Consider the following 23,371-nt stretch of genomic DNA (forward strand, 5'->3'; position numbering starts at 1 on the left):
CCGGACCGGATCGGCCAGCGCCTTGAGCCGCAGAGCGATTTCTAGGGCGGTGTCGTCATCGAGAGGGGCCGCCGACACGGGCGCACAGCAGATCGGGGCACTGATGTCGACCATCGGCAGGGCCTTCGGCATGACCCGACCATACCCTGGTACTTGACATATGTCGAAAAGGTGGCACCCTGCAGGTGTCAGTAGTTCGATATATGTCTCACAGGTGAAGGTGATGGTCGTGTCCCGTATGCAGCTCGCGCTCAATGTCGATGATCTCGATACCGCGATCGAGTTCTACTCCAAGCTGTTCAACACCACCCCGGCCAAGCGCAAGCCGGGATACGCCAACTTCGCGATCGTCGAGCCGCCACTGAAGCTGGTGCTGCTGGAGAATCCCGGCCAGGGCGGCACGATCAACCATCTCGGCGTCGAGGTGGAGTCGAGCGAGAAGGTGCACGCTGAGATCGCCCGGTTGTCCGGGGAGGGTCTGTTCACCCAGGAGGAGATCAACTCGACCTGTTGTTTCGCGACGCAGGACAAGGTGTGGGTGACCGGGCCGGCGAAGGAGAAGTGGGAGGTCTACACCGTGCTGGCTGACTCCGAGACGTTCGGGACCAGCCCGAAACTGTTGGAACAGAACGCCACCGAGGACGCCGAGCAGGGTTCGGTGTGCTGCGGCGGCAACGCCGCAGACCAGGCCGAGGCGCGCACAGCCTGCTGCTGACAGCCTCGGTTCGCGTTCTCGCCTACCGCGCGATGCGGTCGGCGAGGGCGCGGATCCGGTTGGTGATGTCGTCGCGGATCAGCCGCATTCGTTCGATACCGTCGATGCCCCGTCCGGAGGGTTCGTCGGTGTCCCACACTTCGAGGGCGACGCCGTCGGGTGGGGTGACCTCGGCGGTGCCGACCACCACGACCAGGTCCACGGCTTGCATCAGTTCATCGGTGAGTTGCCGCGGCTGATGTCCGACGACGTCGGCGCCGACTTCGGCGAGTACCTGGGCGGACAGTTCGTTGACCTGGCCGCCGATTTTCGCGTTGGTGCCGGCTGAGGATGGGGTGATCCGGTCGGTGACTGTCGGTGTGAGGTGTTCGGCCATCACCGATTTGCCGCGGTTGGACACGCACACGAACAACACCTGCGGTGGTGTGCTCATTGGCCGACTTGCTGGTCGGCGGGTACCAGTTCGTCGAGGAGGTTCGCGACGAGTCCGCGGATCTGATCGCGGATGGGGCGGACCGCGTCGATGCCTTGGCCGGCTGGGTCGTCGAGAGCCCAGTCCCGGTAGCTGACGCCGGGGAACACCGGGCATGCATCGCCACAGCCCATGGTGATCACGACGTCGGAGGATTCGACGGTGTCGGGGGTGAGGATCTTCGGTGACTGTGCGGAGATGTCGATACCGACTTCAGCCATCGCCTCGACCGCGGCCGGGTTGATGGAGTCGGCGGGAGCAGATCCGGCGGAGCGGACCTCGACGCTGCCCTGGCTCAAGGCGGTGAGGAAACCGGCGGCCATCTGCGAGCGGCCAGCGTTGTGGACACACACAAATAGCACCCTAGGTCGAGATGTAGACATGAGACACAAGCCCTTTCAGCTGTGAAGGAACATCAGATACGTCACACACGTTCGGTGGTGAGTTCGGTGAGAAGACCACGAACTCGGGCGTCAAGATCGTCGCGGATCGCGCGAACCTCGTCGAGGGGACGGCCCTGGGGGTCCGCGACCGTCCAGTCCAGATAGCGTTTGCCGGGATAGATCGGACACGCGTCGCCGCAACCCATGGCTACGACCACGTCGGCGGCGGCGACTACATCGTCGGTGAGCGGTTTGGGGTACTGCGTGCCCATGTCGACGCCGATCTCGGTCATTGCTTCGACGACGGTCGGGTTGATCGAGTGCGCGGGGGCTGACCCGGCGGAGCGCACGTGTACCCGCCCGGCGGCGTGGTGGGTCAACAATCCGGCGGCCATCTGTGAGCGGCCGGCGTTCTGGACGCAGACGAACAGAACTTCGGGCACATCCTTGGGCACCGATCCATCGGACTGGGCCAGGGCGCGTAACCGATCAGCCGCGAACCTGCCCGCCAAGGTCGTCAGGTGCGCATGCACCCGGGAGGTGCGCCGTAAGGCGGTGTAGGACTCGAACACACAGCGTTCCACCGTCTGGCGAGACACCACCCCCTCATACTTGGCGGCCAGGTCAGCGGCGGTACGGGCGAGCACGGCATGGGGCATCAACAGTTCGGGCTGCGCGCGGTGTTCACTGCGACTTAGCTGCTCGTCCAACAGATCCTCAGGCATCGCGAGCCGGCTCCTTCGACACATCCGGGCTGGAGGCAGTGGTTGGGGTGGTGAAGCGTTTCCGCAGTGCCAGGGACACGTACACGAGGGCGACGAGGACGGGGACCTCGATGAGTGGTCCGATGACTCCGGCCAGGGCCTGGCCGGATGTTGCACCGTAGGTGGCGATCGCGACGGCGATGGCGAGCTCGAAGTTGTTGCCCGCGGCGGTGAACGCCAGCGTGGTGGTTCGCGCATACCCCAGCCCCATCGCGGCCCCGAGCACGAACCCACCGCCCCACATCACCGCGAAGTAGATCAGCAGCGGCAGAGCGATCCGCACGACGTCCCACGGCTGCGACGTGATCTGCTCACCTTGCAACGCGAACAGGATGACGATGGTGAACAGCAACCCGTAAAGGGCCCACGGCCCGAGACGCGGCAGGAACGAGGACTCGTACCAGTCGCGGCCTTTGGTTCGCTCGCCGATGCGGCGGGTGAGGAAGCCTGCGACCAGGGGTATACCGAGGAAGATCAGCACCGACTTCGCGATCTGCCACGGCGAGGTGTCGATGGTGGTCTGCTCCAGGCCCAGCCATCCGGGCAACACCGAGAGGTAGAACCAACCCAGCACGGCGAACATGACCACCTGGAACACCGAGTTCAGTGCGACGAGAACAGCAGCGGCTTCGCGGTCGCCGCACGCCAGGTCGTTCCAGATGATGACCATCGCGATGCATCGGGCCAGGCCGACGATGATCAGTCCGGTCCGGTACTCCGGCAGATCCGGGAGCAGGAGCCAGGCCAGCGCGAACATCAACGCCGGTCCGATGATCCAGTTCAACGCCAACGACCCGAGTAGCAGGCGACGATCACCGGTGACCGAGTCGAGTCGGTCGTAGCGCACCTTGGCCAGCACCGGATACATCATGATCAGCAATCCGAGGGCGATCGGCAGCGAGATGCCGTCGAGCTCGACCGCCGCCAAAGTGTCACCCAGGCCGGGGACGACTCGACCGAGCAGCAGTCCGGCGACCATCGCGGCGCCGATCCACACCGGCAGAAACCGGTCCAGCGTCGACAACTTGCCCGCGACCGCGGTGTCGGTGGCGGTCACTGGTCGGCCTCACACGACCGCGTTTCCCCCACGACCGTGGCGAGATCGCCCAGCAGGCCCGACAGTTGTTGCAGCGCTTCGGTGTTCACCCGGTAGTACACCCAGGTCGCGCGGCGCTCGCTGGTCACCAGACCCGCCTGGCGCAGCACCTTCAGATGGTGCGAGATCGTCGGCTGCGACAGCTCGAACGGCCCGGAGATGTCGCACACGCACGCCTCGCCGCCCGGATGCGCAGCGACCTCCGACAGCAACCGCAGTCGAACCGGATCAGCGAGTGCCTTCAACAGTGGGGTGACAGCCCCGGTCTCGTCGCTACTGAGGCCGCGGCCGGGTGGCAGCAGGAGATTCTTATTCGACACGCGTCAATATTGACACACGTCGATGCAGGCGACAAGGTGGCCGACCTGGAAGCAGGCTTGCGCTTTCGCGTTGGTGTCCACGACAAGCAACCGGTTGGGCTCCGATCGAACCGCCATCCTCGGGTCAGCTCACGTGCCGCATTCAACGCTCAGACGGTGGCTGTTAATGAACCTATCGACCCTGTCGTCCGGCTAGCTATCTCGCAGTGGCCTGATGATGCACCCCGCGGAGCGGTCTCAACATTCTGCGTCGAACACGGAATTTCTCGAAAGTCGTTCTACGAGCTGCGTAAACGCGCCAAAGTCGAGGGGCCCGCGGCAGCCCTCGAACCGCGGACCCGCCGCCCAAAGTCGAGCCCGTCAGCGCTCAGTGACGAGGTCAAGTCACAAGCGGTGGCGGTGCGCGCCGCCTTGGAAAGGTCGGGTCTGGACCACGGACCGATCAGCGTGCACGACAAGATGCGGTCGATGGGCATGGCACAGGTCCCCTCGACAGCATCGCTGGCCCGCATCTTCCGCGATGCCGGAGTAGCCCGGCGTGAACCGAAAAAGAAGCCCCGCTCGGCGTGGCGGCGGTTCGTCTATCCCGCACCGAATGCGTGCTGGCAACTCGACGGCACCGAATACGTTCTGACCGGCGGACGTACGTGCGTCATCCTGCAACTGATCGACGATCACTCTCGCTACGCCGTGGGCTCCCACGTGGCCGCCGGTGAGACCTCCGACGCCGCGATCGCGGTGTTCGACAAGGCGGTGACCGCTCACGGCGTGCCCCAGCGACTCCTCACCGACAACGGGCCCGCTTTCAACCCCTCACGCCGCGGCCGCATCGGTCAACTCGTCGAACACGCCCACGCGCTCGGAGTCGAAACAATCACCGGCAAGCCCTACAAGCCCACCACGCAGGGCAAGAACGAACGCTTCCACCAGACACTGTTCCGCTACCTGGACAAACAGCCACTTGCCGACACCCTGGCCGAGTTGCAGGCCCAGGTCGACGCGTTCGACCACATCTACAACACCGAGCGGCCTCACCAAGGACTGCCCGGGCGGGTCACACCGTTGACCGCCTGGCAGGCAACACCGAAAGCCGACGCGCCACACCCCAAATTCGGTCGGCCGTTGCTCGATCCGCCGACACCACGCCCTCGGCCCGCACAGCGGCAACCCACCGACCTACCCGACGGCGTCCTGGCCAGAACTGTCAGCACCTCCGGCACCATCAGCGTGGACGCAGTCACCTACTTGGTCGATGTGGACCACGCCTTCGACCAGGTCCTCGTTGTCACCGACGACAACACAATCGTCATCGCCAACACCGAAGGCGAAGTCCTCGTCGAACACCCCCGACCCGCCCCAGGAATCACCTACGTCGGAAATCGACAACCCCGCGGCCCACGCCCCACCAAGAAGACCGCACCGTCACCGAAGTCCTGACACACCAAGTGTCACCAATGTCCAGATGCAGAAACGTCACCGATGTCCCGATACATCACAGTTGCGGGTTCGACTGGTTGCGGCATTATCGAACATACGTTCGGAACGGTCAGTCGGGGGTGAGTATGGCCGAGTTTCATGAGTGTGATGCAACCGATGCCGCGCCCACCAAGTCTGCGCCCACCGACTCTGCGCCGCCTGATTCGGTGCCCCATGATTCGGTACCCCCTGATTCGGTACCTTCTGGGTCGGTGTCGGCGGGGTCGTTGTCGGAGGTGCCGGGTCTGCTCGCCGAGCTGGATGCGGTGGTGGATCGGTTGCCGCATGACAAGAAGGTGGCCGCCGAGGCCACCCTGGCCGGGTTGGCGCGTGAGCACACGCCCGCCGAGATCGGTGAACTCGGGCAGCGGCTACTCGACAACCTCGACCCCGACGGCGAGTTGTCCGACGGCAGTGACCGTAAACGACGTCGTAACGTGTGGGTCAACCGGCAAGACGCCCAGCAGATGTCGAAACTAACCGGTCACCTCGACCCGGAAACCCGCGCCCTGATCGAAACGCTGTGGGCGGTATGGGCCACACCCGGCCTCAACAATCCCGACGACCCCGACTCGCCACCCGCGCGCAACGGTTGGTGTCTTTCGCCCGCCCCGACGGGCACGTGTGCTCAGCACCCGACTGCGATCAGCCCGCCGCCCACGCGGAGATGCATCACGCCGTGCGTGACTTCGCCGACGGCGGCAACACCGACATCGTCGACCTCGCCCCCGCCTGTGGCCCCCACAACCGGATGGTCGGCAAAACCCGGGCCAGTTCACCGCCGGGGTCTACACCGACGGCCCCGACGCCGGCCGCGTGTGGTGGCGACGCAACAGCGAACCCGACCCTCGAACAGGCACGCGCCCGCATCCACCCACCACCAGCACAGGCGCCGCCGCAGCGTCTCAACTCATTCGAACTCACCGAGATGATCCCCCAACCCATCTCGGTCATGGAGGCCTGCCTCGCGCACCGCCTGTACACCAGCGCCACTGGCCGCGGGGCGGTCACTGACCGCAGGGTGGTCACACCTTCGATCGACCACGCACGAGGCCGACAATCCACAGCAGCAGGCAGGCCCCGGCGAGACAGGTCACGAAACTGAAGATCAGTCCGCCGCCCTCCACATCGACGCCGAACAGGGCGAGGATGAACCCTCCGAGCAGGCCACCGACGATGCCCACCACGATGTTGAGCAGAATGCCCATCTGAGCGTTGGTCTTCATGATCATGCTGGCGATCCACCCGGCAAGGCCGCCCACGATGATCCATCCGATGATTCCGAGTCCGAGCATCATTCCTCCACCTGGTCGGTACGCGGCGGCAGCTGGACCAGACCGCGTTCGGTCGCACACCCGACTCGACGCTACGCGGTGGACGAGACCTTCGCGGCCGCTTCGATCATCAGTGCCTGTGTCACGCCCCGGAACTGCTCGAAGTGCCCGTGATGGCCGTACTTGGCGCGCAGGTTCACGTACGGCCGGTACTCCGCTGCGGCACCGATCACGTTGGCCTCGTGGAGGTACGCGGGCAGTACGTTCTGTATCGACGGGTCCCGACGGAGCCGTAAGACCGTGTCCTGGTGAAGTGTCGCCGCAGCGCGGAACTTGGTCACCACCACACCCAATTCGGTGATCTTACGGCCGATTTCCCTTCCGAAGTCGGCGACCTGACGCTGAACATGACCGATCGCGTACGTCGACAACACGTCCGGGATCGTCGGAATCACATAGGCATCGGCCAGCGAGAGACCGTTGAGACTGAACGGACCGACATTCGGCGGGCAGTCGATGAGGATGAAGTCGTAATTGTCGGCGATCGCGGCAACCGCGCGACGCAGCACGTCGATCAGCGCGGCGTGGTCGTCGGCGGCCACACGGCGTGCACTCAGTTCCTCCTGCAACTCGATGAAGTCGAGGGAGGCCGGCAACAGGTCCACACCCCGCACCGACTCGACGGGTGACACATCGCGCTGAAGCGTCGTGTCGAGATCGAAACGCCTGGTGTCGTCGAGTGCGTCCGCGAACAGCGTCGCCAGTGTGTGTCCCCGCTTGTTGCATTGCAGCCACCGGTCCTGTCCGATCATCATGGTGGTGAGGTTCGTCTGCGCGTCGAGATCCACCAGCAGAACACGCTGCCCGAACTCGGCCAGGAATTCGGCCACACCGGCAGTCAGCGTCGTCTTGCCGACACCTCCCTTGAGGCTGATGGTCGCGATCGCCGTCGGCATGGCCCACCCCGTGTGCTGGCAGTTTCGGTGGACAGCGTATCCCGGATCGGCGGTACACCGGGCAGCTGCGAGCCCAGGGTCATTCGTGGAACTCGTTCTTCGGGAGTCGTGGGCGCGTTCCGGTCGGGCGCCGACGTCCCGGTATCCGGAGCGTCCAACGCGCCGGTGCGACCGTGAAGTCCATCCATCGCCCATCTCCGAGCCAGAGTGACCAGAGATCCTCATCGGGGAAATCGCCCATCCGCACATAGATCTGCTGATCGGCGGCGCGAGCGGTCAGCCAGCCCTGATCGTCCGGGTCGTCGGCGAAGACCGCGTCGGCGGCCAAGACCTGCTCGAGATCGTCCACTCGGTCGCTGCGTCGGACCATGTCCTCCCCTGTCGGTGTTGAACTGCTGGTGTGTCGACCATCGGCGAATCGGGCGGCTGTCCCGATCAGTCGTCGAATCGGACCGAACTGACGGCGGCGGTAATCGATCGGCGGAACGCAGCACCCTCGCGCGCCGGGGCGGTTCCGGTGGCGTGCAGCAGATATGCGACGTTTCCGCGACGGTAGGCGGCATACCGGATGGCACAGAACCAGGTCTCGTCATCACCGACGTAGGTTCCCGACTGGACCGACGATCCCTCGGTGCGGAAACCCGGCTGAGTACGCGTGGCTTCGCTCTCGTCCCACTCGGGCAATGAACGAGCCTCGACAAACGCGTGATCCATGAGCTCGGACACAGCTACGGCGTGATCGATGACGAAGCGGGTCAACACGATCGCGATGGTGCCGTCGTGGCCATGGCCGGCGAGGTACAACCGCAGATAGCCGGGCGCCAGCACGCTGCTCCAGGTGTCGTCGTCGACGTCTACCAGGATTTCGCCGGGAATGGTGTCGGCGTCGGTGACGCGACTTGCGCTCACCGACATCTGTGCGAGTCGATCCAGAATCGGGATGTCGGTCGACTGCGACTGCCGACGACCCGCGCGATGCCACTCGGCCGAGCTGTAGGCGAATCGAGGGGGTCGCAGGACGGTCGGCTCCACCGGCGGCGTGTCCGCGTCATCACGAGCACGTGCGGAAAGTGACTCGACATGAGCGGGGCAGTCACCTGACCCGAACACGGCGCCGTCCCCGACCGCACCGGGGGCATTGCCGGTGTCAGTGGTCATCGGCCGATCCGCACCTCAGGCATGCACCGTGCGCGCAGCGAACGGTCGCGCCGCATTCGGCTGAGTCAGGTCCCGTTGAGTCGGCCACGCACAGAGGATAGTCGGGCGACGCCCGATGTGGGGTTCAGGCGAGGATGCGGCGTGTGATGTCGGCGATCCGGCTTGAAAACGCCACGAGCGTAACGGATTCGACAGTCGAATCCGCACCTTTGACAGCGCGAACCTGCTGCTGGACGGCATCGTCGACCGGCCAGCCATAGGCACCGCCCGAGATCAGCGGAAATGCCACCGATGCCGCGCCGAGGGCGTGCGCCAACCGAAGGCTTCGGGTGTAGCAGGAACGGAGGACAGACGACCGGTCTTCGCCGGGGGCGTAGACCGGACCGACGGTATGGATGACCCATTGCGCCGGAAGGTCGCCCCCGGTGGTCGCGACGGCCGCGCCGGATTCGAGCCCGGACGGCAGCGACGTCTCCCGCAGCAATCGGCATTCGGCCAGGATCGCCGGGCCGCCCGCGCGGTGGATCGCTCCATCGACACCTCCGCCACCGAGCAGCGACGAGTTCGCCGCGTTGACGATCGCGTCGACGCGTTGGGTGGTGATATCGCCGATGGTGACCTCGATGGTGGTCATGCGTCCAAGCTATCGATCGGTCAGAAGGACGCAGGTCCGTTGGTGTTCTTTCGCGAGCGCGCCTTGTACAACGCGAATGCGCCGTAGATCGCCAATCCGAGCAGTGCGATCCAGAACAGGCCCTTGAGCAGTGGGCCCACCATCGCGAGCGCGAGTAGCACCACTGCGATGACGCCGAGGACCTTCCAGAAGGTCATGCCGCTGTTGGTGGTTCCGTTGGGATTCGTTGATGTCATGTCTCCACTGTGATCCGGTTGGCGCGAAAAATCACCTGTCTGCAGGCGAAATCGGGGAAAGTTCAGGGGTATCCCTGACGCTGCGCCGAGGGGTCGGTCGGCGCTGATCTCGGCAGGATGGTCGAGGCCTGATAGGAGCATCCCAACTCATCCGGCGCCGCGAATCCGCACCGATCCCGGAACCAGGTGACCACGATCTCGGCGACCCGCCGCCGTGAACGGCTCATCAGGAATCCGTGGGTGCAGTCGGCGAAGGTGTCGTCGTAGAACCACCTGTCGAGGGCGTCGCGACCGACGGTCTGCGAGGCGAGCAGCGGTACGGACATCAGCGTCGTCGACAACCGGACCAGATAGGTCTGCGAGGCCAGCACCTGGATCTGCGCGCAGTCGACGTCATGTTCGTCGTCGGGGTGCGCAACGGCCGGACCGATGTCGAGGATCGCAGCGCGCCCCATGTCGGCCATCGACTCCACCAGCCACCGCTCCATCGCCGGCCAGTCCACGGCCCGCCGCCGGGCGCGATGTCCGGCGTGTGCCGGGTGCCGGTCCGGTCGACGTCGATCGGCATGATCGTCGGTGTGGTCGGGCTGGTACTCGTCCATGTGCGCACCTCCTGTGAGTGAATCGCGGTCAGTGAATCACTTGGCACCGACAATTCCGTCGCGCGCGCCCGACCTCGCCTTTTGCCGGGTTCCGTCGGCACCGGCAGGATGAACGGGTGCCGATTCCCGAATTCATCCGCGATCTGCGCCATCACGTCGGCCACCGCCCACTGTGGCTCTCCGGCGTCAGTGCCGTCGTACTCGACTCCGATGGACGAATACTGCTGACCCACCGCGCCGACACCTGTCAGTGGGCGGTGGTGTCGGGGGTGTTGGAACCCGGGGAGGAGCCCGCACGTGCGATCCTGCGCGAGATCTCCGAGGAGACCGGGGTACGCGCCGAAGTGCAGCGGCTGACCAGTGTCGACGTCACCCCGATGATCACCTATCCGAACGGGGATCAGACGCAGTATCTCGATGTCTGCTTCCTCGCCCGCCACCGTGACGGGGAGCCACTTCCCGCCGACGACGAGAACATCGCCGTCGAGTGGTTCTCTCCGGACGCCTTGCCCGCTGACCTGGCCACCACTTCTCAGCTGCGCATCGACAAGGCGCTGCGCGACGATCAGGCAGCCTGGTTTCGTCGCTGATCGGGTTCTTCTGATCAGTTCGCCGACGTCGCGTCGTCGACGATCGCTTGCTGGATGAGCCGGTAGTACTCGCGCTGCGCCGGATAGTAGTCGTCGAAATCGACTGCGGCCGGGTCGGTTTCGTGCATCACGGCAGTCAGCCTGTCCAGGTAGTACTCCCAGCCCGGTCCGGTGTTCTCGATCGCCGTCGGGTCGTTGACCATCTCAGCGAGAGTCACGGTGGTGATGCCGTCGGCCTCGACCATCTCCACGACCAGATCCCAGGTGCCGAAGTCGTCGGTGGCGCGGATCTGGAGGACTCGCGGCGGTTCGCACCGACGGATGTCGTAGCGCACGGGGATCATGTTGTCCTCGCCCTCCGCATTCATGGTGAACTGGACGTAACCCTGCGTCGGGTCACCGGTGTAGAACCCGATCCACCGGGCCAGTCTGTCCGATTCCGTCACTGCCGCCCAGACGTCTGAAATCGGTGTGCGATAGGTGCGGGTGAACTCCACCGCGTCGCCCTCCGGGCGCAGTCGGCGGCGTCCGCTGGGGACGAGCGTCGTGCTGTTTCCTCCTGGTCATCACGTGCCCACCAAGTACTTGCCCACTCAATATGTGCCCACCGAGCCCACCTGCACCAGGCCTGCCGCGTGCACCTCGAGGCTTCGGCCGATTGTCCCCTATCGCGCCCGTCACCAGTGAGTCCGAGACTGCTGGAATACTCCGGGGGCGTCGCGACCTTGAACGGGGCATGGCCCACAGAATCGTCGCGACCCGTTACGGTCCCCCCGCCGAGGCCTTGGAGCTGGTGCAGACGGAGCCACCGTTGCCCGGCCCGGGCCATGCGATCGTCGAGACCAAGGCGATCGGGGTGAACCCTGCCGACGCCAAGACAGTCCGAGGTGAGATGGGCGGAGACCATTCCCGACTGCCGCTGCCGATCGGCTTCGAGGCAGCCGGGGTGATCTCGGCGGTCGGCGACGGCGCCGTGACCCCGGACGGCATGTTGTCCGTCGGGGACCGGGTGATCGTCTATCGAGCCCAGGGCGCTTACACCGACCGGCTGGCGGCCGACCTGACCTCCGTGCACCGCATCCCCGACGAGCTCGATTTCGAGCAAGCGGCCGGCCTCCTGTTGGTGGGGGTCACCGCAGCCGACACCGTGCGCACCGCACACGTCGAGAGTGGGGACGTCGTCCTGGTCCACGGCGGATCGGGGGCGGTCGGCGTCATCGCGATCCAATTGGCCCGGGCATCAGGTGCGACTGTGCTCGCGACTGCGTCTGCGCGCAACCACGATCATCTTCGGTCCCTCGGGGCGATCCCGGTGACCTATGGCGACGGGTTGCTCGACCGCGTCCGCGATGCCGCTCCGGGTCCGATCACATCGGTGATCGACACCACCGGTACCGACGAGGCGATCGACACCTCGCTCGAACTCGTCGACAACCCCGGCAAGATCGTCAGCATCGCCGCATTCGGCCGCGCGTCCGACGGCATCGTCCTGGTCAACGGCAGCACACCGAGTAGTCGCCGCCATCGTGCCGAAGCGGTGGAACCGTTGATCGCGAGCGCCGCCGACGGTTCGCTGGTCACCGAAGTGGCCAAGACGTTCCCGCTCGCCGACGCCGCGGTCGCGCTCACCGAGCTCGAGATCGGCCATCCGCGAGGCAAATTCATCCTCGTGCCCTGAGACCACCGGGTACGACCACACAGAACGGTGCAATTTTCGATTTGACGAGGAAGGTGACATCACCCATGTCAGTACCCACCATCACCCTCAACAACGGCGTCGAGATCCCACAGCTGGGCTTCGGCGTATTCCAGATACCGCCGGAGGACACCAAGGCCGCCACCCTTGCCGCGCTCGAAGTGGGTTACCGCCACATCGATACCGCCGAGATGTACGGCAACGAGAAGGAGGTCGGTCAGGCGGTCGCCGAATCCGGCATCCCTCGTGAACAGATCTTCGTCACCAGCAAGCTCAACAACGGCTACCACGCCCACGACGACGCGCTGCGCGCCACCGAACAGACGCTGGCCGACCTCGGTGTCGAGGCCGTGGACCTTTTCCTCATCCATTGGCCGTTGCCCGGCATCGATGTCGACTATGTCGAGACGTGGCGCGCACTGGAGAAGATCCATTCCGAGGGCAAGGCCCGCGCCATCGGCGTGTCGAACTTCCAGCAGGCCCACCTCGAGCGACTGTTCGCCGAGACCGACGTGGTGCCCGCGGTGAATCAGATCGAGGTGCACCCCTATCTGATTCAGAATTCATTGCGCGCGTTCAATTCCGAGCATGGAATCGCCACCGAGGCGTGGTCGCCGATCGCGCAGGGCGACGTCCTCGACGACCCGGTCCTCACCAAGATCGCCGGCGAGAAGAACCGCACCCCGGCACAGGTCACATTGCGGTGGCACATCCAGCGCGGCGACATCGTGTTCCCGAAGTCGGTGACCCGTTCACGCGTCGAGGAGAACTTCGCGTTGTTCGACTTCGACCTCTCACCTGAGGACATGGCCGCCATCGACGGGATGAACAAGGACCGTCGTCGCGGACCGAACCCGGACGAGTTCAACTACATCCCGTGATGAGGTCGGACCGTCCGTGACAGGAGGTCGGACCGGACACCATCTGCCGTACGCAGGGCGCGACCCCTGGACCCGCTCGACCTCGGCGCCAGAGCACAATGGCGCCATGAGGTTCTCGCAGCGGGCCGAGGCGGTCGCGCCCTTTTACGCGATGGAGTTCGGTAAGCGTGCCGCGCAGTTGGAGGCGGCGGGCCACCACGTCGTGAAACTCAGCATCGGCGAGCCCGATTTCGGTGCGCCACCGGCGTTCCTGTCGGCGGTACGCGACCTCACCGACGGCCGTCAGCTGGCCTACACCGCAGCGCTCGGCCTACCCGAGCTGCGGTCGGCGATCGCCGGGTTCTATTCACGACACTTCGGATGCGAGGTCGACCCCGACCGGGTGGTGGTGACCTCGGGGGCGTCGGCCGCACTGTTGCTGAGCTGTGCGGCGTTGATCGATCCGGGTGACGAGGTGCTGGTCGCCGATCCGTCCTATCCATGTAATCGCCGCTTCGCCGAGAGCTACGGTGCGCGAGTCCGACTGATACCGACGACACCGTCGACCCGCTTCCAACTCACGACCGAGTTGGTCGCCGACGCCTGGGGAGAGCGGACGCGGGGCGTGATGGTGGCCTCCCCGTCGAACCCGACCGGCACGTCGGTGCCGTTCGACGAGTTGGCCGGCCTCTGTGGCGAAGTGGGCACCCGCGGCGGATGGCGTATCGTCGACGAGATCTACCTCGGATTGGCCGACGACTCGGACGGCCACCCGCCACGCAGCATCCTCGCCGCAGATCCTGACGCGATCGTGATCAACAGTTTCTCCAAGTACTTCGGCATGACCGGGTGGCGGCTCGGGTGGTGCATCGTGCCCGAGCAGATGGTGCCGGTACTCGAACGCTTGGCGCAGAACTTTTACATCTGCCCGCCGACACCCGCCCAATACGCCGCCCTGGAGTGCTTCACCGACGAATCGCTCGCACTCACCGAGGCGCGCCGCGCCGAGTTCCGCATCCGCCGCGAACTGGTGATCGATGGTCTGCGTCGGATCGGGTTGTCGGTGCCGGTCGCGCCCGACGGCGCGTTCTACGTCTACATCGACGTCGCCCCCACCGGCCTGACCTCGGCTGAGTTCTGCGACCGGGCGTTGGCGCAGGCACACGTCTCCCTGACACCGGGCAAGGACTTCGGACATCACACCGCCGACGACCACGTCCGCCTGTCCTATGCCGCCTCGACGGACGATCTGACCGAGGGGCTGCGGCGGCTCGGCGACTTCGTGGGCTCGCTGCATCCCTGACCGGGGCGTGGCCGTCGGCTGTCGTGCGCCGCACACATACACTGCCGATCGTATGGAGGGGATCTGTCGGGGGCCGGGTTCGAGGAGGATGACAAGGTGAGCAGTCCGTACGAGGTCGACACGGCAGCCATCGTCGCGGCTACCGAGACGGCTGTCGCCGCAGCGACCGCCGGCGCCCCCCGGTTACCGGGCGTCGTCGCCGGCACCACCTCCGCCGAGAAGCTCCTCTCACTGACCGCCGGCGGAGTGCGCGCGGTCGACGGCGCCCTCGCCTCGACGTCCGACCCGATCGTCACCGACCCAGTGGCCACCGAGGCAAGGGCCACCGAGGCAAAGACTACCGAGGCAGTGACCACAGACAGTGTCTTCGCACTCTTCTCGACCACCAAGACGATCACGGCGACGGTTGCGCTGCAGCTCGTGGAGGACGGCAGCCTCGACCTCGACGCACCGGCCGCCGACTATGCACCGCGGTTGGGCGACGTGGCCGTCCTCGAGGGCTTCGACGGCAACGGGAATCCACGGTTGCGCGCGCCGCGATCGGCTGTCACGACTCGCCAGTTACTCACGCATACGGCTGGATTCGGGTACGACTTCTTCGACGAGTCCTATCGCCGTCTGGCCCAGGAGCACGGTGTGCCCGGCACCATCAGTGCCACCCGCGAGTCGCTGACCACACCGCTGCTGTTCGATCCGGGCACGTCGTGGTGCTACGGCAGCAACGTCGACTGGGCCGGGCAGGTTGTGGAGGGCATCACCGGCCGGCGGCTCGGCGAGGTGATGAGCGAGCGCGTGTTCTCCCCGCTCGGCATGGCCGACACGGCGTTCACACTCACCGGCGAGATGTCCGGCCGGCGTGCGCTGATGCATCACCGCACGCCCGACGGTGGTCTCAAGACCAACCGGAAATGGGCACTGCCCGACGAACCGGAACTGCACATGGGCGGCCATGGACTGTATTCGACGGTCCGCGACTACCTCGCCTTCATCCGGATGTGGCTCAACGACGGTCTGTCGGACGGCGGGGATCAGATCCTGCGGCCCGAGACGATCGAGATGGCCGAACGCGATCAGCTCGGCGACCGGCGGGTGGACCGGCTGCACGGCGCGATCCCAGCGCTGTCCCACGACGCAGAGTTCTTCCCCGGCGTGCCGAAGACGTGGGGGCTGACGGCGATGATCAACGAAGAGCCCGTGCCCACCGGCCGGCCGGCCGGCGCCCTCAGCTGGGCCGGGTTGGCCAATCTCTACTTCTGGATCGACCGGCGCAGCAGGATCGGTGGCTTCTGGGCAACGCAGCTGTTCCCGTTCTTCGATCCGACGGCGCTGAATGCGTATCTCGGATTCGAGACCGCCGTGTACGACGCCCTGAAGTGCACCTCGCCTTGATGATCACGCCCGGGTAGGAATGCGCTGACCTGCAGGTATGCCCGACCACGCCAGATCAATGTGCTCGCCGTCTCACACTGAGACGCATATGACCTGAATCACAGGGTTACATCGGAGGCGCTCCAGCCCAGCAGGCCGGCACCTCGTCGGCCTTCTCACGAGGAGGCGCACATTGAGCAGGCAGAGCTTGACCAAAGCACATGCGAAGATCACCGAGTTGTCGTGGGAGCCCACCTTCGCGACACCGGCGACCCGGTTCGGCACCGACTACACCTTCGAGAAGGCTCCGAAGAAGGACCCTCTCAAGCAGATCATGCGGTCCTACTTCCCGATGGAGGAGGAGAAGGACAATCGCGTCTACGGCGCCATGGACGGCGCCATCCGCGGCAACATGTTCCGGCAGGTCCAGGAACGGTGGCTGGAATGGCAGAAGCTGTTCCTGTCGATCATCCCGTTCCCGGAGATCTCCGCAGCGCGTGCGATGCCAATGGCCATCGATGCGGTCCCCAACCCGGAGATCCACAACGGTCTCGCCGTACAGATGATCGACGAGGTTCGTCATTCGACGATCCAGATGAACCTCAAGAAGCTGTACATGAACAACTACATCGATCCCGCCGGCTTCGACATCACCGAGAAGGCGTTCGCCAACAACTACGCCGGCACCATCGGCCGCCAGTTCGGCGAGGGGTTCATCACCGGTGACGCGATCACCGCAGCCAACATCTACCTGACGGTTGTCGCGGAGACCGCCTTCACCAACACCCTGTTCGTCGCGATGCCGGATGAGGCGGCCGCCAACGGTGATTACCTGCTGCCCACCGTCTTCCACTCGGTGCAGTCCGACGAGTCGCGCCACATCTCCAACGGCTACTCCATCCTGTTGATGGCGTTGGCCGACGAGCGCAACCGCCCGCTGCTCGAGCGCGACCTGCGCTACGCGTGGTGGAACAACCACTGCGTCGTCGACGCCGCCATCGGCACCTTCATCGAGTACGGCACCAAGGACCGGCGCAAGGACCGGGAGAGCTACGCGGAGATGTGGCGTCGCTGGATCTACGACGACTACTACCGCAGTTATCTTCTGCCGCTGGAGAAGTACGGTCTGACGATTCCGCACGATCTGGTGGAGGAGGCGTGGAAGCGCATCGTCGACAAGCACTACGTGCACGAGGTGGCCCGCTTCTTCGCCACCGGCTGGCCGGTCAACTACTGGCGCATCGACGCCATGACCGACAAGGACTTCGAGTGGTTCGAAGAGAAGTACCCCGGGTGGTACAACAAGTTCGGCAAGTGGTGGGAGAACTACAACCGTCTCGCCTACCCGGGTCGCAACAAGCCGATCGCCTTCGAGGATGTCGACTACGAGTACCCGCACCGCTGCTGGACCTGCATGGTGCCGTGCGTGATCCGTGAGGACATGGTCACCGACAAGGTCGACGGCCAGTGGCGCACCTACTGCTCGGAAACCTGTGCGTGGACCGACACCACCGCCTTCCGCGGCGAGTACGAGGGCCGTGAGACACCGAACATGGGTCGCCTCACCGGTTTCCGCGAATGGGAGACCCTGCACCACGGCAAGGACCTCGCCGACATCATCACCGATCTCGGCTATGTCCGCGACGACGGCAAGACGCTGATCCCGCAACCGCACCTCGATCTCGATCCGAAGAAGATGTGGACGCTGGACGATGTCCGCGGCAACACCTTCCAGAGTCCGAATGTGTTGCTGAACGAGATGTCGGACGCCGAGCGTGACGCGCATGTTGCGGCATACAAGGCCAACCGCAACGGGGCAGTCCCCGCCTGAGGCCGCGGGTTGCCAGGTGGTCTCGATACGCCGCCTCGCCTAGCGGCTCGCCGGCTACTCGACCAGCGAACCGGGGGTCCACCAGCCCAACCGGTGGTCGAGTAGTTCCGAGCCGCTAGGCGAGGAACGTATCGAGACCACGCCACACCACCACTCACACAGGAGAACCCGTGGCCGACACCCACCGCATCAACTTCGAACCCGTCGACATCGAGATGGAGGTCACCGAGGACGAGACCATCCTCGACGCCGCGTTCCGACAGGGCATCCACCTCATGCACGGATGTCGCGAAGGTCGGTGCTCGGCATGCAAGTCGTACATGCTCGACGGTGACGTCCAGATGGACGACTACTCGACGTTCGCGTGCAACGACGCCGAAGAGGCCGAGGGGTACGTACTCCTCTGCCGGACATACGCATACAGCGACTGCGACATCGAACTGCTCAACTTCGACGAGGACGAGTTGCTCGGCGGCGCACCGATCCAGGATGTCCGCACCCGGGTCACCGCGATCGAACCGCTGACCCGCGACATCGTGTCCTTGCGCCTCGACGTCGTGGAGCCCGCGGCATTCGAGTTCAAGTCCGGTCAGTACGTCGACCTCTTCATCCCGGGCACCGACGAGAAGCGGTCGTTCTCCATCGCGACCACTCAGCAGACGCCGGACAAACTCGAGTTCGTCATCAAGAAGTACGCCGGAGGCCTCTTCGCCGGGATGTTGGAGGAGGGACTCTCCGTCGGCGACGAGATCATGGTCAACGGTCCGTACGGGTCGTGCACGCTGCGCAGCGGCCATGTGCTCCCGATCGTGGCCATCGGCGGCGGCGCCGGCATGGCCCCCCTGCTATCGCTTCTGCGCCACATCAGCGAGAACGAGATCAACCGTCCGGTGCGCTTCTACTACGGCGCGCGGACGGCCGCCGACCTCTTCTATCTCGACGAGATCGCCTCTCTCGGTGCAAAGATCGCCGACTTCTCGTTCACCGCATGCCTGTCGGAATCCATGGCCGACGTCGGTGACGGCGTGCACGTGGTCGAAGGCAACGTCACCGACATCGTCAAGGGATGCGAACCCGACCTAGCGCGAACGGAGGTGTATTTCTGCGGGCCGCCCCCGATGGTCGACGCCGCCTTGGCCCTCGCCGAGACGGCCGGAGTGCCCAGGGACCAGATCTTCTACGACAAGTTCACCAGCCCGGCTTTCGACTAGAAGCCCGAACGACAGGAACGAAAGGTATGTCCGCACCAACCGAACCGCGGGAACGCAGCTTCCCCTCCATCGAATTCACCGACGCCGAAGCCGGCGCCAAGGAATTCCCGAGCAGTAAGAGCCGCAAGTACAACTACTATCAGCCGGCCAAGAAGCGTGCGACCACCTACGAGGACGTCACCGTCGACGTCCAGCCAGACCCGGAACGTCACCTGACACAAGGGTGGATCTACGGGTTCGGCGACGGACCGGGCGGCTACCCGCAGGAATGGACGGCCGCGAAATCCAGCAACTGGCATGCCTTTCTCGATCCCAACGAGGAATGGGATCAGACGATCTACCGGAACAACTCGGCGGTCGTACACCAGGTGGACCTGTGCCTGCAGAACGCCAAACGCGCCCGCGCCTACGACGTGTGGAACAAGCCGTGGCTGAAGTTCATCGAACGCAATCTCGGTGCCTGGATGCACGCGGAGAACGGCCTCGCGCTCCATGTGTTCACCTCCATCCAGCGGTCCGGCCCGACCAACATGATCAACACCGCCGTCGCGGTCAACGCGGCCCACAAGATGCGGTTCGCACAGGATCTGGCCCTGTTCAACCTCGACCTCGCCGAGGTGGAGGACGATTTCGACGGCAGCGCACATCGTGATGTGTGGATGAACGCACCCGAGTGGCAACCCGTACGGGAGACGGTGGAGCGACTGACGGCGGTCGGTGATTGGTGCCAGCTGCTGTTCGCGACCAACATCGTCTTCGAGCAGCTGGTGGGTTCGCTGTTCCGTTCCGAACTCGTCATGCAGGTGGCCGCGGGCAACGGCGACTACATCACCCCCACCATCGTGGGCACGGGCGAGTACGACTACGACCGCGATCTCGCCTACACCCGCAACCTCTTCCGCATCCTCACCCGCGACGAGACCTACGGCGAGTCCAACAAGGCCTTGCTGAACGAGTGGATGGCCGTATGGGTGCCGCGTTGTCTGGATGCAGCCCGGGCACTGCAACCGATCTGGTCGCAGCCTGCCGACAAGCCGGTGACCTTCGCCGCCAGCCTCGACGCCGCGATCGCCAAGTTCCGAAGCGTCCTCGAATCCATCGACGCCGACATCCCCGAGGAGTTGAACCAGTGAGCACCAGTATGCAATTCGGAGCCGAGACCGAGTTCTCCAACATGTGCGGTGTGACGCTCATGAACACGCCGATCGGCCGGGTGGTCGCCGACGTGATGGGCGCAAAGGAGGGCGTGGAACTCACCGAATACCCGTCGATGATCCGCGTCGACGGCGTCGACCGTCTCGATTTCGACTACGACGAACTGACCGACGCCCTCGGCCAGGACTTCGACGGATCGGTCTTCGAGGAGATCAGCTCTACGCATTACGGACGCATGGTCCACCTCGACGACCGCACGATGTTGTTCGCCAGCCCCGAGGACGCCGCGGAATTCATCGGTTTCGACCTGACCGCGTCCTCGTGAACCTCACCGCCCGGGGGTGGCTACCCACCCCCGGGCGGTGATCTCCACCCCGACCTGTTCCAGCCCAACAGAGAGAACGAGTGAGAAGCATGTACGAGAAGAACGGCGACAAGTACTTCATCGTCGACGGCCATGTCCACCTGTGGGATGGCCGCGAATCCAATCAGCGCAACATCCACGGCAAGCAGTTCATCGACTGCTTCTACGACTATCACAAGAACCTCAGCCCCGAGGAACAGGTCTGGGACTACGACACCTATTGCTACTACGGCGCAGATCGGCTGTGGAACGATCTGTTCGTCAACGGCCCAGTCGACCACGCGATCTTCCAGGCCACCATTCTGCGCGAGTTCTACGTCAACGGGTTCGCCCAGGTCGACGACTCACTCAAGCTGGCACAAGACAATCCGGACAAACTCACCTACAACCACGCCTACGATCCGCGGGACGGCGAGCAAGGACTGGTCCAACTCCGGCGCGACGCCGAGACCATGCAGCTGCAGGGCGTCAAGCTCTACACCGCCGAATGGCACGGCGACTCACGCGGATACAAACTCGACGACCCGTGGTCGCGACGGTACCTCGAAGAATGTATCGAGCTGGGCATCAAGAACGTCCACGTGCACAAGGGGCCAACCATCCGGCCGCTGGATCGCGATGCCTTCGACGTCGCCGACGTCGACAAGGTGGCCACCGACTATCTCGACCTGAACTTCATCATCGAACACGTCGGTCTGCCCCGGTTGGAGGACTTCTGCTGGATCGCCACCCAGGAGTCGAACGTGTACGGCGGCCTGGCCGTTGCCATCCCGTTCATCCACACCCGACCGCGCTACTTCGCCCAGATCATCGGCGAACTCCTCTACTGGATCGGCGAAGACAAGATCCTGTTCGCCTCCGACTACGCGCTGTGGACCCCGCAGTGGCTGGTCGAGCGATTCGTCGACTTCCAGATCCCTGAGGACATGACGGAGTACGCGCCCATCACCGTCGAACAGAAGAAGAAGATCCTGGGCCTCAACGCGGCCGCGTTGTATCCCAACATCGAAGTGCCAGAGGAGTTGCGAATTCCCACCGATGCCGCAGACCCCGGTGTGGAAGTCGCAGCCGGCGCCAAAGACGCGGTGAGCGCATGACCGCGGTGGCCGACGGGCCGGTGACCACCACGGTCACCGACGCCGTCCTCGCCGCGCTGGGCACGGTGGTCGATCCCGAGCTCGACGAACCGATCACCGACCTCAACTTCGTCCGCTCCATCCTGATCGACGACGACGGCGTCACCGTGCACCTACGGCTTCCCACGTCGTTCTGCTCACCCAATTTCGCCTATCTGATGGCCTCCGACGCACAGGACGCATTGCATCAGATCGACGACATCGGACTGGTCCGTGTGCTACTCGACGACCACCACGACAGCGACAAGATCAACGCCGGTCTGGCCGCGGAGGCGGGCTATGTGGGCACTTTCGGAGCGGAGGCCGACGACAGCCTCGACGAGCTACGGGAGATCTTCGTCCGCAAGGCACACACCGCCGCCATGGAGCGCTGCGTATCTGCGCTGCTGGCGTCCGGCGAGGTCACCATCGCCGACCTGGGGCATCTCACGGTGCGGGATCTGCCGCCGGGGCCGGCGAAAGCCGCGCTGCTACGCCGTCGGGTGAACGCTGGACTGAGCCTGTGCCCCAACAGTCTTGTCCTCGTCGATGACGACGGCCATCCCGTCGCACGCGACGACATCGCCATGGCCCTGCGCTTTGCCCGATCGGTCCGGATCTCCATCGAGGGCAACGGGCATTTCTGCCGAGGCCTGTTGGCCACCCGATACGCCGACGACACCGACTGCGATGGCCGCAGCGGCCCGGTCATCACCGACCTGCGATCGCCGAGGAGAACATCATGAAAGCCGTCCAGGTGGTCGGATACCACGACAAGCTACAGCTCACCGACATCCCCGATCCGGAGATCACCGGCCCCCTCGATGTGATCGTGAAGATCGGCGGGGCCGGGGTGTGCCGCACCGATCTGCACATCCTGGAAGGCCAGTGGGCCGAGAAGAGCCAAGTGACGTTGCCGTACACGATCGGCCACGAGAACGCCGGTTGGGTGCATGCGGTCGGTGATGCCGTCACCAATGTGGCCGTCGGCGACACCGTCATCCTGCACCCGCTCATCACCTGCGGATTGTGTCGGGCCTGCCGCGATGGCGACGACGTGCATTGTGAGAACAGCGATTTCCCTGGAATCGACACCGACGGTGGCTACGCCGAGTATCTGAAGACAACCGCACGCAGTGTCGTCCGCATCAACGACTCACTGCAGCCGTCGGATGTGGCGGCACTGGCCGATGCCGGCCTCACCGCCTACCACGCCGCGGCGAAGGTCGCGCGCATGACCCGGCCCGGCGACACCTGTGTGGTGATCGGTGCGGGTGGTCTGGGCCACATCGGCATCCAGGTGCTCGACGCCATCTCGGGAGTCACCATCGTCGTCGTCGACCGCAACCCGGCCGCAGTGGAATTGGCGGTCGAGGTCGGGGCGCATCACGGCATTGTCGCCGACGGCACACATGTGCAGCAGATCCTCGAGATGACCGGCGGTCACGGTGCCGAAGCAGTGCTGGACTTCGTCGGCGAGGGCGGCGCCACCGCGGAAGGTATCGCGATGTTGCGTCGCGCCGGCAACTACTTCGTCGTCGGATACGGCGAGAACATCGACGTCCCCACCATCGACGTCATCTCCACGGAGATCAACTTCATCGGCAATCTCGTGGGGTCCTACAACGACCTGACCGAGCTGATGACCCTGGCCGCCCAGGGCAAGGTCGCGTTACACACGACCAAATATGCCCTCGACGACTATCAGCAGGCGATCGACGACCTCGACGCCGGCCGAGTACGTGGTCGCGCCATTCTCATCCCCTGATTCCCAAAACAAATCACGAAAGGC

At 64.8% G+C, this 23,371-nt stretch carries 28 protein-coding genes and 1 pseudogene; 15 read left to right on the forward strand and 14 right to left on the reverse strand.

Translation table 11 applies throughout. The annotated features are described in order from the left end of the window. Window positions 1-132, reverse strand: a pseudogene (locus tag L1892_RS18135) (Rv2640c family ArsR-like transcriptional regulator); the annotation flags it as partial. A 97-nt stretch (window positions 133-229) separates the two neighbouring features. On the opposite strand from L1892_RS18135, the gene L1892_RS18140 reads away from it, so the two are divergent. Further along, window positions 230-715 carry an ArsI/CadI family heavy metal resistance metalloenzyme gene (locus L1892_RS18140; protein WP_005179519.1) on the forward strand — a complete coding sequence of 162 codons (486 nt, stop codon included), beginning with the start codon at window positions 230-232 and terminating at the stop codon, window positions 713-715. Window positions 716-737: 22 nt separating this feature from the next. On the opposite strand, the gene L1892_RS18145 is transcribed toward L1892_RS18140, so the two are convergent. The 5 genes from L1892_RS18145 to L1892_RS18165 are packed head-to-tail and all read right to left on the reverse strand — an operon-like array spanning window position 738 to window position 3,750. Beyond that, window positions 738-1,148: an arsenate-mycothiol transferase ArsC gene (locus L1892_RS18145; protein WP_005179518.1), complete on the reverse strand. Its 411-nt coding sequence runs from the start codon at window positions 1,146-1,148 to the stop codon at window positions 738-740. Next, on the reverse strand, window positions 1,145-1,570 hold the full coding sequence (locus tag L1892_RS18150; RefSeq protein ID WP_012834432.1) for an arsenate reductase ArsC: 426 nt from the start codon (window positions 1,568-1,570) through the stop codon (window positions 1,145-1,147). Before L1892_RS18150 ends, L1892_RS18145 begins: the two co-directional genes overlap by 4 nt. Before the next feature lie 41 nt (window positions 1,571-1,611). Beyond that, the gene (locus L1892_RS18155) at window positions 1,612-2,295 is read right to left on the reverse strand and encodes an arsenate reductase ArsC (RefSeq protein ID WP_005179509.1); all 684 of its coding nucleotides are present in this window, start codon (window positions 2,293-2,295) and stop codon (window positions 1,612-1,614) included. Next, entirely contained in the window at window positions 2,288-3,391 is a 1,104-nt protein-coding gene (arsB, locus tag L1892_RS18160; RefSeq protein ID WP_005179505.1) for an ACR3 family arsenite efflux transporter, read from the reverse strand. The genes L1892_RS18155 and arsB overlap by 8 nt, the downstream gene beginning before the upstream one ends. Further along, the gene (locus L1892_RS18165; protein ID WP_007240805.1) at window positions 3,388-3,750 is read right to left on the reverse strand and encodes an ArsR/SmtB family transcription factor; all 363 of its coding nucleotides are present in this window, start codon (window positions 3,748-3,750) and stop codon (window positions 3,388-3,390) included. The genes arsB and L1892_RS18165 overlap by 4 nt, the downstream gene beginning before the upstream one ends. A gap of 156 nt (window positions 3,751-3,906) precedes the next feature. Between L1892_RS18165 and L1892_RS18170 the strand changes: the two genes are divergently transcribed. Both L1892_RS18170 and L1892_RS18175 read left to right on the forward strand, forming a co-directional pair. Further along, a complete protein-coding gene (locus L1892_RS18170; RefSeq protein ID WP_435948558.1) occupies window positions 3,907-5,187 on the forward strand; it encodes an integrase core domain-containing protein in 1,281 nt (426 codons plus the stop codon). A gap of 125 nt (window positions 5,188-5,312) precedes the next feature. Continuing rightward, window positions 5,313-6,158, forward strand: coding sequence for a DUF222 domain-containing protein (locus tag L1892_RS18175; RefSeq protein ID WP_372475208.1), 846 nt, complete (start codon window positions 5,313-5,315; stop codon window positions 6,156-6,158). Window positions 6,159-6,251: 93 nt separating this feature from the next. Here L1892_RS18175 and L1892_RS18180 read toward each other — a convergent pair whose 3' ends face one another. The 7 genes from L1892_RS18180 to L1892_RS18210 all read right to left on the reverse strand — a co-directional run bounded on the left by L1892_RS18180 (window position 6,252) and on the right by L1892_RS18210 (window position 10,086). Then, window positions 6,252-6,521, reverse strand: a complete 270-nt coding sequence (locus tag L1892_RS18180) for a GlsB/YeaQ/YmgE family stress response membrane protein (protein WP_235725124.1) — start codon at window positions 6,519-6,521, stop codon at window positions 6,252-6,254. Window positions 6,522-6,592: 71 nt separating this feature from the next. Beyond that, window positions 6,593-7,456 carry a ParA family protein gene (locus tag L1892_RS18185; RefSeq protein WP_235725053.1) on the reverse strand — a complete coding sequence of 288 codons (864 nt, stop codon included), beginning with the start codon at window positions 7,454-7,456 and terminating at the stop codon, window positions 6,593-6,595. A 79-nt stretch (window positions 7,457-7,535) separates the two neighbouring features. Continuing rightward, window positions 7,536-7,826, reverse strand: a complete 291-nt coding sequence (locus L1892_RS18190; protein WP_235725054.1) for a hypothetical protein — start codon at window positions 7,824-7,826, stop codon at window positions 7,536-7,538. 65 nt (window positions 7,827-7,891) lie between these two features. Then, window positions 7,892-8,614 (reverse strand): LpqN/LpqT family lipoprotein, encoded by a 723-nt coding sequence (locus L1892_RS18195; protein ID WP_235725055.1) that lies wholly within the window; start codon window positions 8,612-8,614, stop codon window positions 7,892-7,894. Between the two features lie 124 nt (window positions 8,615-8,738). Beyond that, window positions 8,739-9,248 (reverse strand): O-acetyl-ADP-ribose deacetylase, encoded by a 510-nt coding sequence (locus L1892_RS18200; protein ID WP_235725056.1) that lies wholly within the window; start codon window positions 9,246-9,248, stop codon window positions 8,739-8,741. A 20-nt stretch (window positions 9,249-9,268) separates the two neighbouring features. Next, complete coding sequence (locus L1892_RS18205; RefSeq protein WP_235725057.1) at window positions 9,269-9,484, reverse strand: hypothetical protein; 216 nt, start codon at window positions 9,482-9,484, stop codon at window positions 9,269-9,271. Between the two features lie 62 nt (window positions 9,485-9,546). Continuing rightward, entirely contained in the window at window positions 9,547-10,086 is a 540-nt protein-coding gene (locus tag L1892_RS18210) for a hypothetical protein (RefSeq protein WP_235725058.1), read from the reverse strand. Between the two features lie 116 nt (window positions 10,087-10,202). On the opposite strand from L1892_RS18210, the gene L1892_RS18215 reads away from it, so the two are divergent. Further along, a complete protein-coding gene (locus L1892_RS18215; RefSeq protein ID WP_235725059.1) occupies window positions 10,203-10,676 on the forward strand; it encodes an NUDIX hydrolase in 474 nt (157 codons plus the stop codon). A gap of 14 nt (window positions 10,677-10,690) precedes the next feature. Here L1892_RS18215 and L1892_RS18220 read toward each other — a convergent pair whose 3' ends face one another. Continuing rightward, entirely contained in the window at window positions 10,691-11,173 is a 483-nt protein-coding gene (locus L1892_RS18220) for an SRPBCC family protein (RefSeq protein ID WP_308191722.1), read from the reverse strand. Window positions 11,174-11,412: 239 nt separating this feature from the next. On the opposite strand from L1892_RS18220, the gene L1892_RS18225 reads away from it, so the two are divergent. The 11 genes from L1892_RS18225 to L1892_RS18275 all read left to right on the forward strand — a co-directional run bounded on the left by L1892_RS18225 (window position 11,413) and on the right by L1892_RS18275 (window position 23,347). Then, a complete protein-coding gene (locus tag L1892_RS18225) occupies window positions 11,413-12,354 on the forward strand; it encodes an NADP-dependent oxidoreductase (RefSeq protein WP_235725061.1) in 942 nt (313 codons plus the stop codon). A 65-nt stretch (window positions 12,355-12,419) separates the two neighbouring features. Further along, window positions 12,420-13,253: an aldo/keto reductase gene (locus L1892_RS18230; protein ID WP_235725062.1), complete on the forward strand. Its 834-nt coding sequence runs from the start codon at window positions 12,420-12,422 to the stop codon at window positions 13,251-13,253. 106 nt (window positions 13,254-13,359) lie between these two features. Continuing rightward, the gene (locus tag L1892_RS18235; protein ID WP_235725063.1) at window positions 13,360-14,535 is read left to right on the forward strand and encodes a pyridoxal phosphate-dependent aminotransferase; all 1,176 of its coding nucleotides are present in this window, start codon (window positions 13,360-13,362) and stop codon (window positions 14,533-14,535) included. Window positions 14,536-14,631: 96 nt separating this feature from the next. Next, on the forward strand, window positions 14,632-15,924 hold the full coding sequence (gene acmB, locus L1892_RS18240; RefSeq protein WP_372475210.1) for a methyl acetate hydrolase AcmB: 1,293 nt from the start codon (window positions 14,632-14,634) through the stop codon (window positions 15,922-15,924). A gap of 172 nt (window positions 15,925-16,096) precedes the next feature. Next, the gene (locus tag L1892_RS18245) at window positions 16,097-17,734 is read left to right on the forward strand and encodes an aromatic/alkene/methane monooxygenase hydroxylase/oxygenase subunit alpha (protein WP_235725064.1); all 1,638 of its coding nucleotides are present in this window, start codon (window positions 16,097-16,099) and stop codon (window positions 17,732-17,734) included. Between the two features lie 170 nt (window positions 17,735-17,904). Beyond that, window positions 17,905-18,945 carry a 2Fe-2S iron-sulfur cluster-binding protein gene (locus tag L1892_RS18250; protein WP_235725065.1) on the forward strand — a complete coding sequence of 347 codons (1,041 nt, stop codon included), beginning with the start codon at window positions 17,905-17,907 and terminating at the stop codon, window positions 18,943-18,945. Between the two features lie 26 nt (window positions 18,946-18,971). Then, entirely contained in the window at window positions 18,972-20,078 is a 1,107-nt protein-coding gene (locus tag L1892_RS18255; RefSeq protein ID WP_235725066.1) for an aromatic/alkene monooxygenase hydroxylase subunit beta, read from the forward strand. 8 nt (window positions 20,079-20,086) lie between these two features. Next, the gene (mimD, locus tag L1892_RS18260; RefSeq protein WP_235725126.1) at window positions 20,087-20,425 is read left to right on the forward strand and encodes a propane 2-monooxygenase effector subunit MimD; all 339 of its coding nucleotides are present in this window, start codon (window positions 20,087-20,089) and stop codon (window positions 20,423-20,425) included. Window positions 20,426-20,514: 89 nt separating this feature from the next. Continuing rightward, window positions 20,515-21,561, forward strand: coding sequence for an amidohydrolase family protein (locus L1892_RS18265; protein WP_235725067.1), 1,047 nt, complete (start codon window positions 20,515-20,517; stop codon window positions 21,559-21,561). Then, a complete protein-coding gene (locus L1892_RS18270) occupies window positions 21,558-22,325 on the forward strand; it encodes an iron-sulfur cluster assembly protein (protein WP_235725068.1) in 768 nt (255 codons plus the stop codon). The genes L1892_RS18265 and L1892_RS18270 overlap by 4 nt, the downstream gene beginning before the upstream one ends. Further along, the gene (locus tag L1892_RS18275; protein WP_235725069.1) at window positions 22,322-23,347 is read left to right on the forward strand and encodes an NAD(P)-dependent alcohol dehydrogenase; all 1,026 of its coding nucleotides are present in this window, start codon (window positions 22,322-22,324) and stop codon (window positions 23,345-23,347) included. Before L1892_RS18270 ends, L1892_RS18275 begins: the two co-directional genes overlap by 4 nt. Window positions 23,348-23,371: the final 24 nt, after the last annotated feature.

The organism is Gordonia tangerina (genome assembly GCF_021556435.1).
Classification (GTDB): Bacteria; Actinomycetota; Actinomycetes; order Mycobacteriales; family Mycobacteriaceae; genus Gordonia; species Gordonia tangerina.

Coding starts and splice junctions, on each gene's coding strand:
- L1892_RS18210 (WP_235725058.1), bottom strand. CDS start 10,086: ATGGACGAGTACCAGCCCGACCACACCGACGATCATGCCGATCGACGT.
- L1892_RS18145 (WP_005179518.1), bottom strand. CDS start 1,148: ATGAGCACACCACCGCAGGTGTTGTTCGTGTGCGTGTCCAACCGCGGC.
- L1892_RS18175 (WP_372475208.1), top strand. CDS start 5,313: ATGGCCGAGTTTCATGAGTGTGATGCAACCGATGCCGCGCCCACCAAG.
- L1892_RS18235 (WP_235725063.1), top strand. CDS start 13,360: ATGAGGTTCTCGCAGCGGGCCGAGGCGGTCGCGCCCTTTTACGCGATG.
- L1892_RS18185 (WP_235725053.1), bottom strand. CDS start 7,456: ATGCCGACGGCGATCGCGACCATCAGCCTCAAGGGAGGTGTCGGCAAG.
- L1892_RS18275 (WP_235725069.1), top strand. CDS start 22,322: ATGAAAGCCGTCCAGGTGGTCGGATACCACGACAAGCTACAGCTCACC.
- L1892_RS18225 (WP_235725061.1), top strand. CDS start 11,413: ATGGCCCACAGAATCGTCGCGACCCGTTACGGTCCCCCCGCCGAGGCC.
- L1892_RS18270 (WP_235725068.1), top strand. CDS start 21,558: ATGACCGCGGTGGCCGACGGGCCGGTGACCACCACGGTCACCGACGCC.
- L1892_RS18180 (WP_235725124.1), bottom strand. CDS start 6,521: ATGCTCGGACTCGGAATCATCGGATGGATCATCGTGGGCGGCCTTGCC.
- L1892_RS18265 (WP_235725067.1), top strand. CDS start 20,515: ATGTACGAGAAGAACGGCGACAAGTACTTCATCGTCGACGGCCATGTC.
- L1892_RS18150 (WP_012834432.1), bottom strand. CDS start 1,570: ATGTCTACATCTCGACCTAGGGTGCTATTTGTGTGTGTCCACAACGCT.
- L1892_RS18205 (WP_235725057.1), bottom strand. CDS start 9,484: ATGACATCAACGAATCCCAACGGAACCACCAACAGCGGCATGACCTTC.
- L1892_RS18190 (WP_235725054.1), bottom strand. CDS start 7,826: ATGGTCCGACGCAGCGACCGAGTGGACGATCTCGAGCAGGTCTTGGCC.
- L1892_RS18200 (WP_235725056.1), bottom strand. CDS start 9,248: ATGACCACCATCGAGGTCACCATCGGCGATATCACCACCCAACGCGTC.
- L1892_RS18195 (WP_235725055.1), bottom strand. CDS start 8,614: ATGACCACTGACACCGGCAATGCCCCCGGTGCGGTCGGGGACGGCGCC.
- L1892_RS18255 (WP_235725066.1), top strand. CDS start 18,972: ATGTCCGCACCAACCGAACCGCGGGAACGCAGCTTCCCCTCCATCGAA.
- L1892_RS18230 (WP_235725062.1), top strand. CDS start 12,420: ATGTCAGTACCCACCATCACCCTCAACAACGGCGTCGAGATCCCACAG.
- L1892_RS18155 (WP_005179509.1), bottom strand. CDS start 2,295: ATGCCTGAGGATCTGTTGGACGAGCAGCTAAGTCGCAGTGAACACCGC.
- mimD (WP_235725126.1), top strand. CDS start 20,087: ATGCAATTCGGAGCCGAGACCGAGTTCTCCAACATGTGCGGTGTGACG.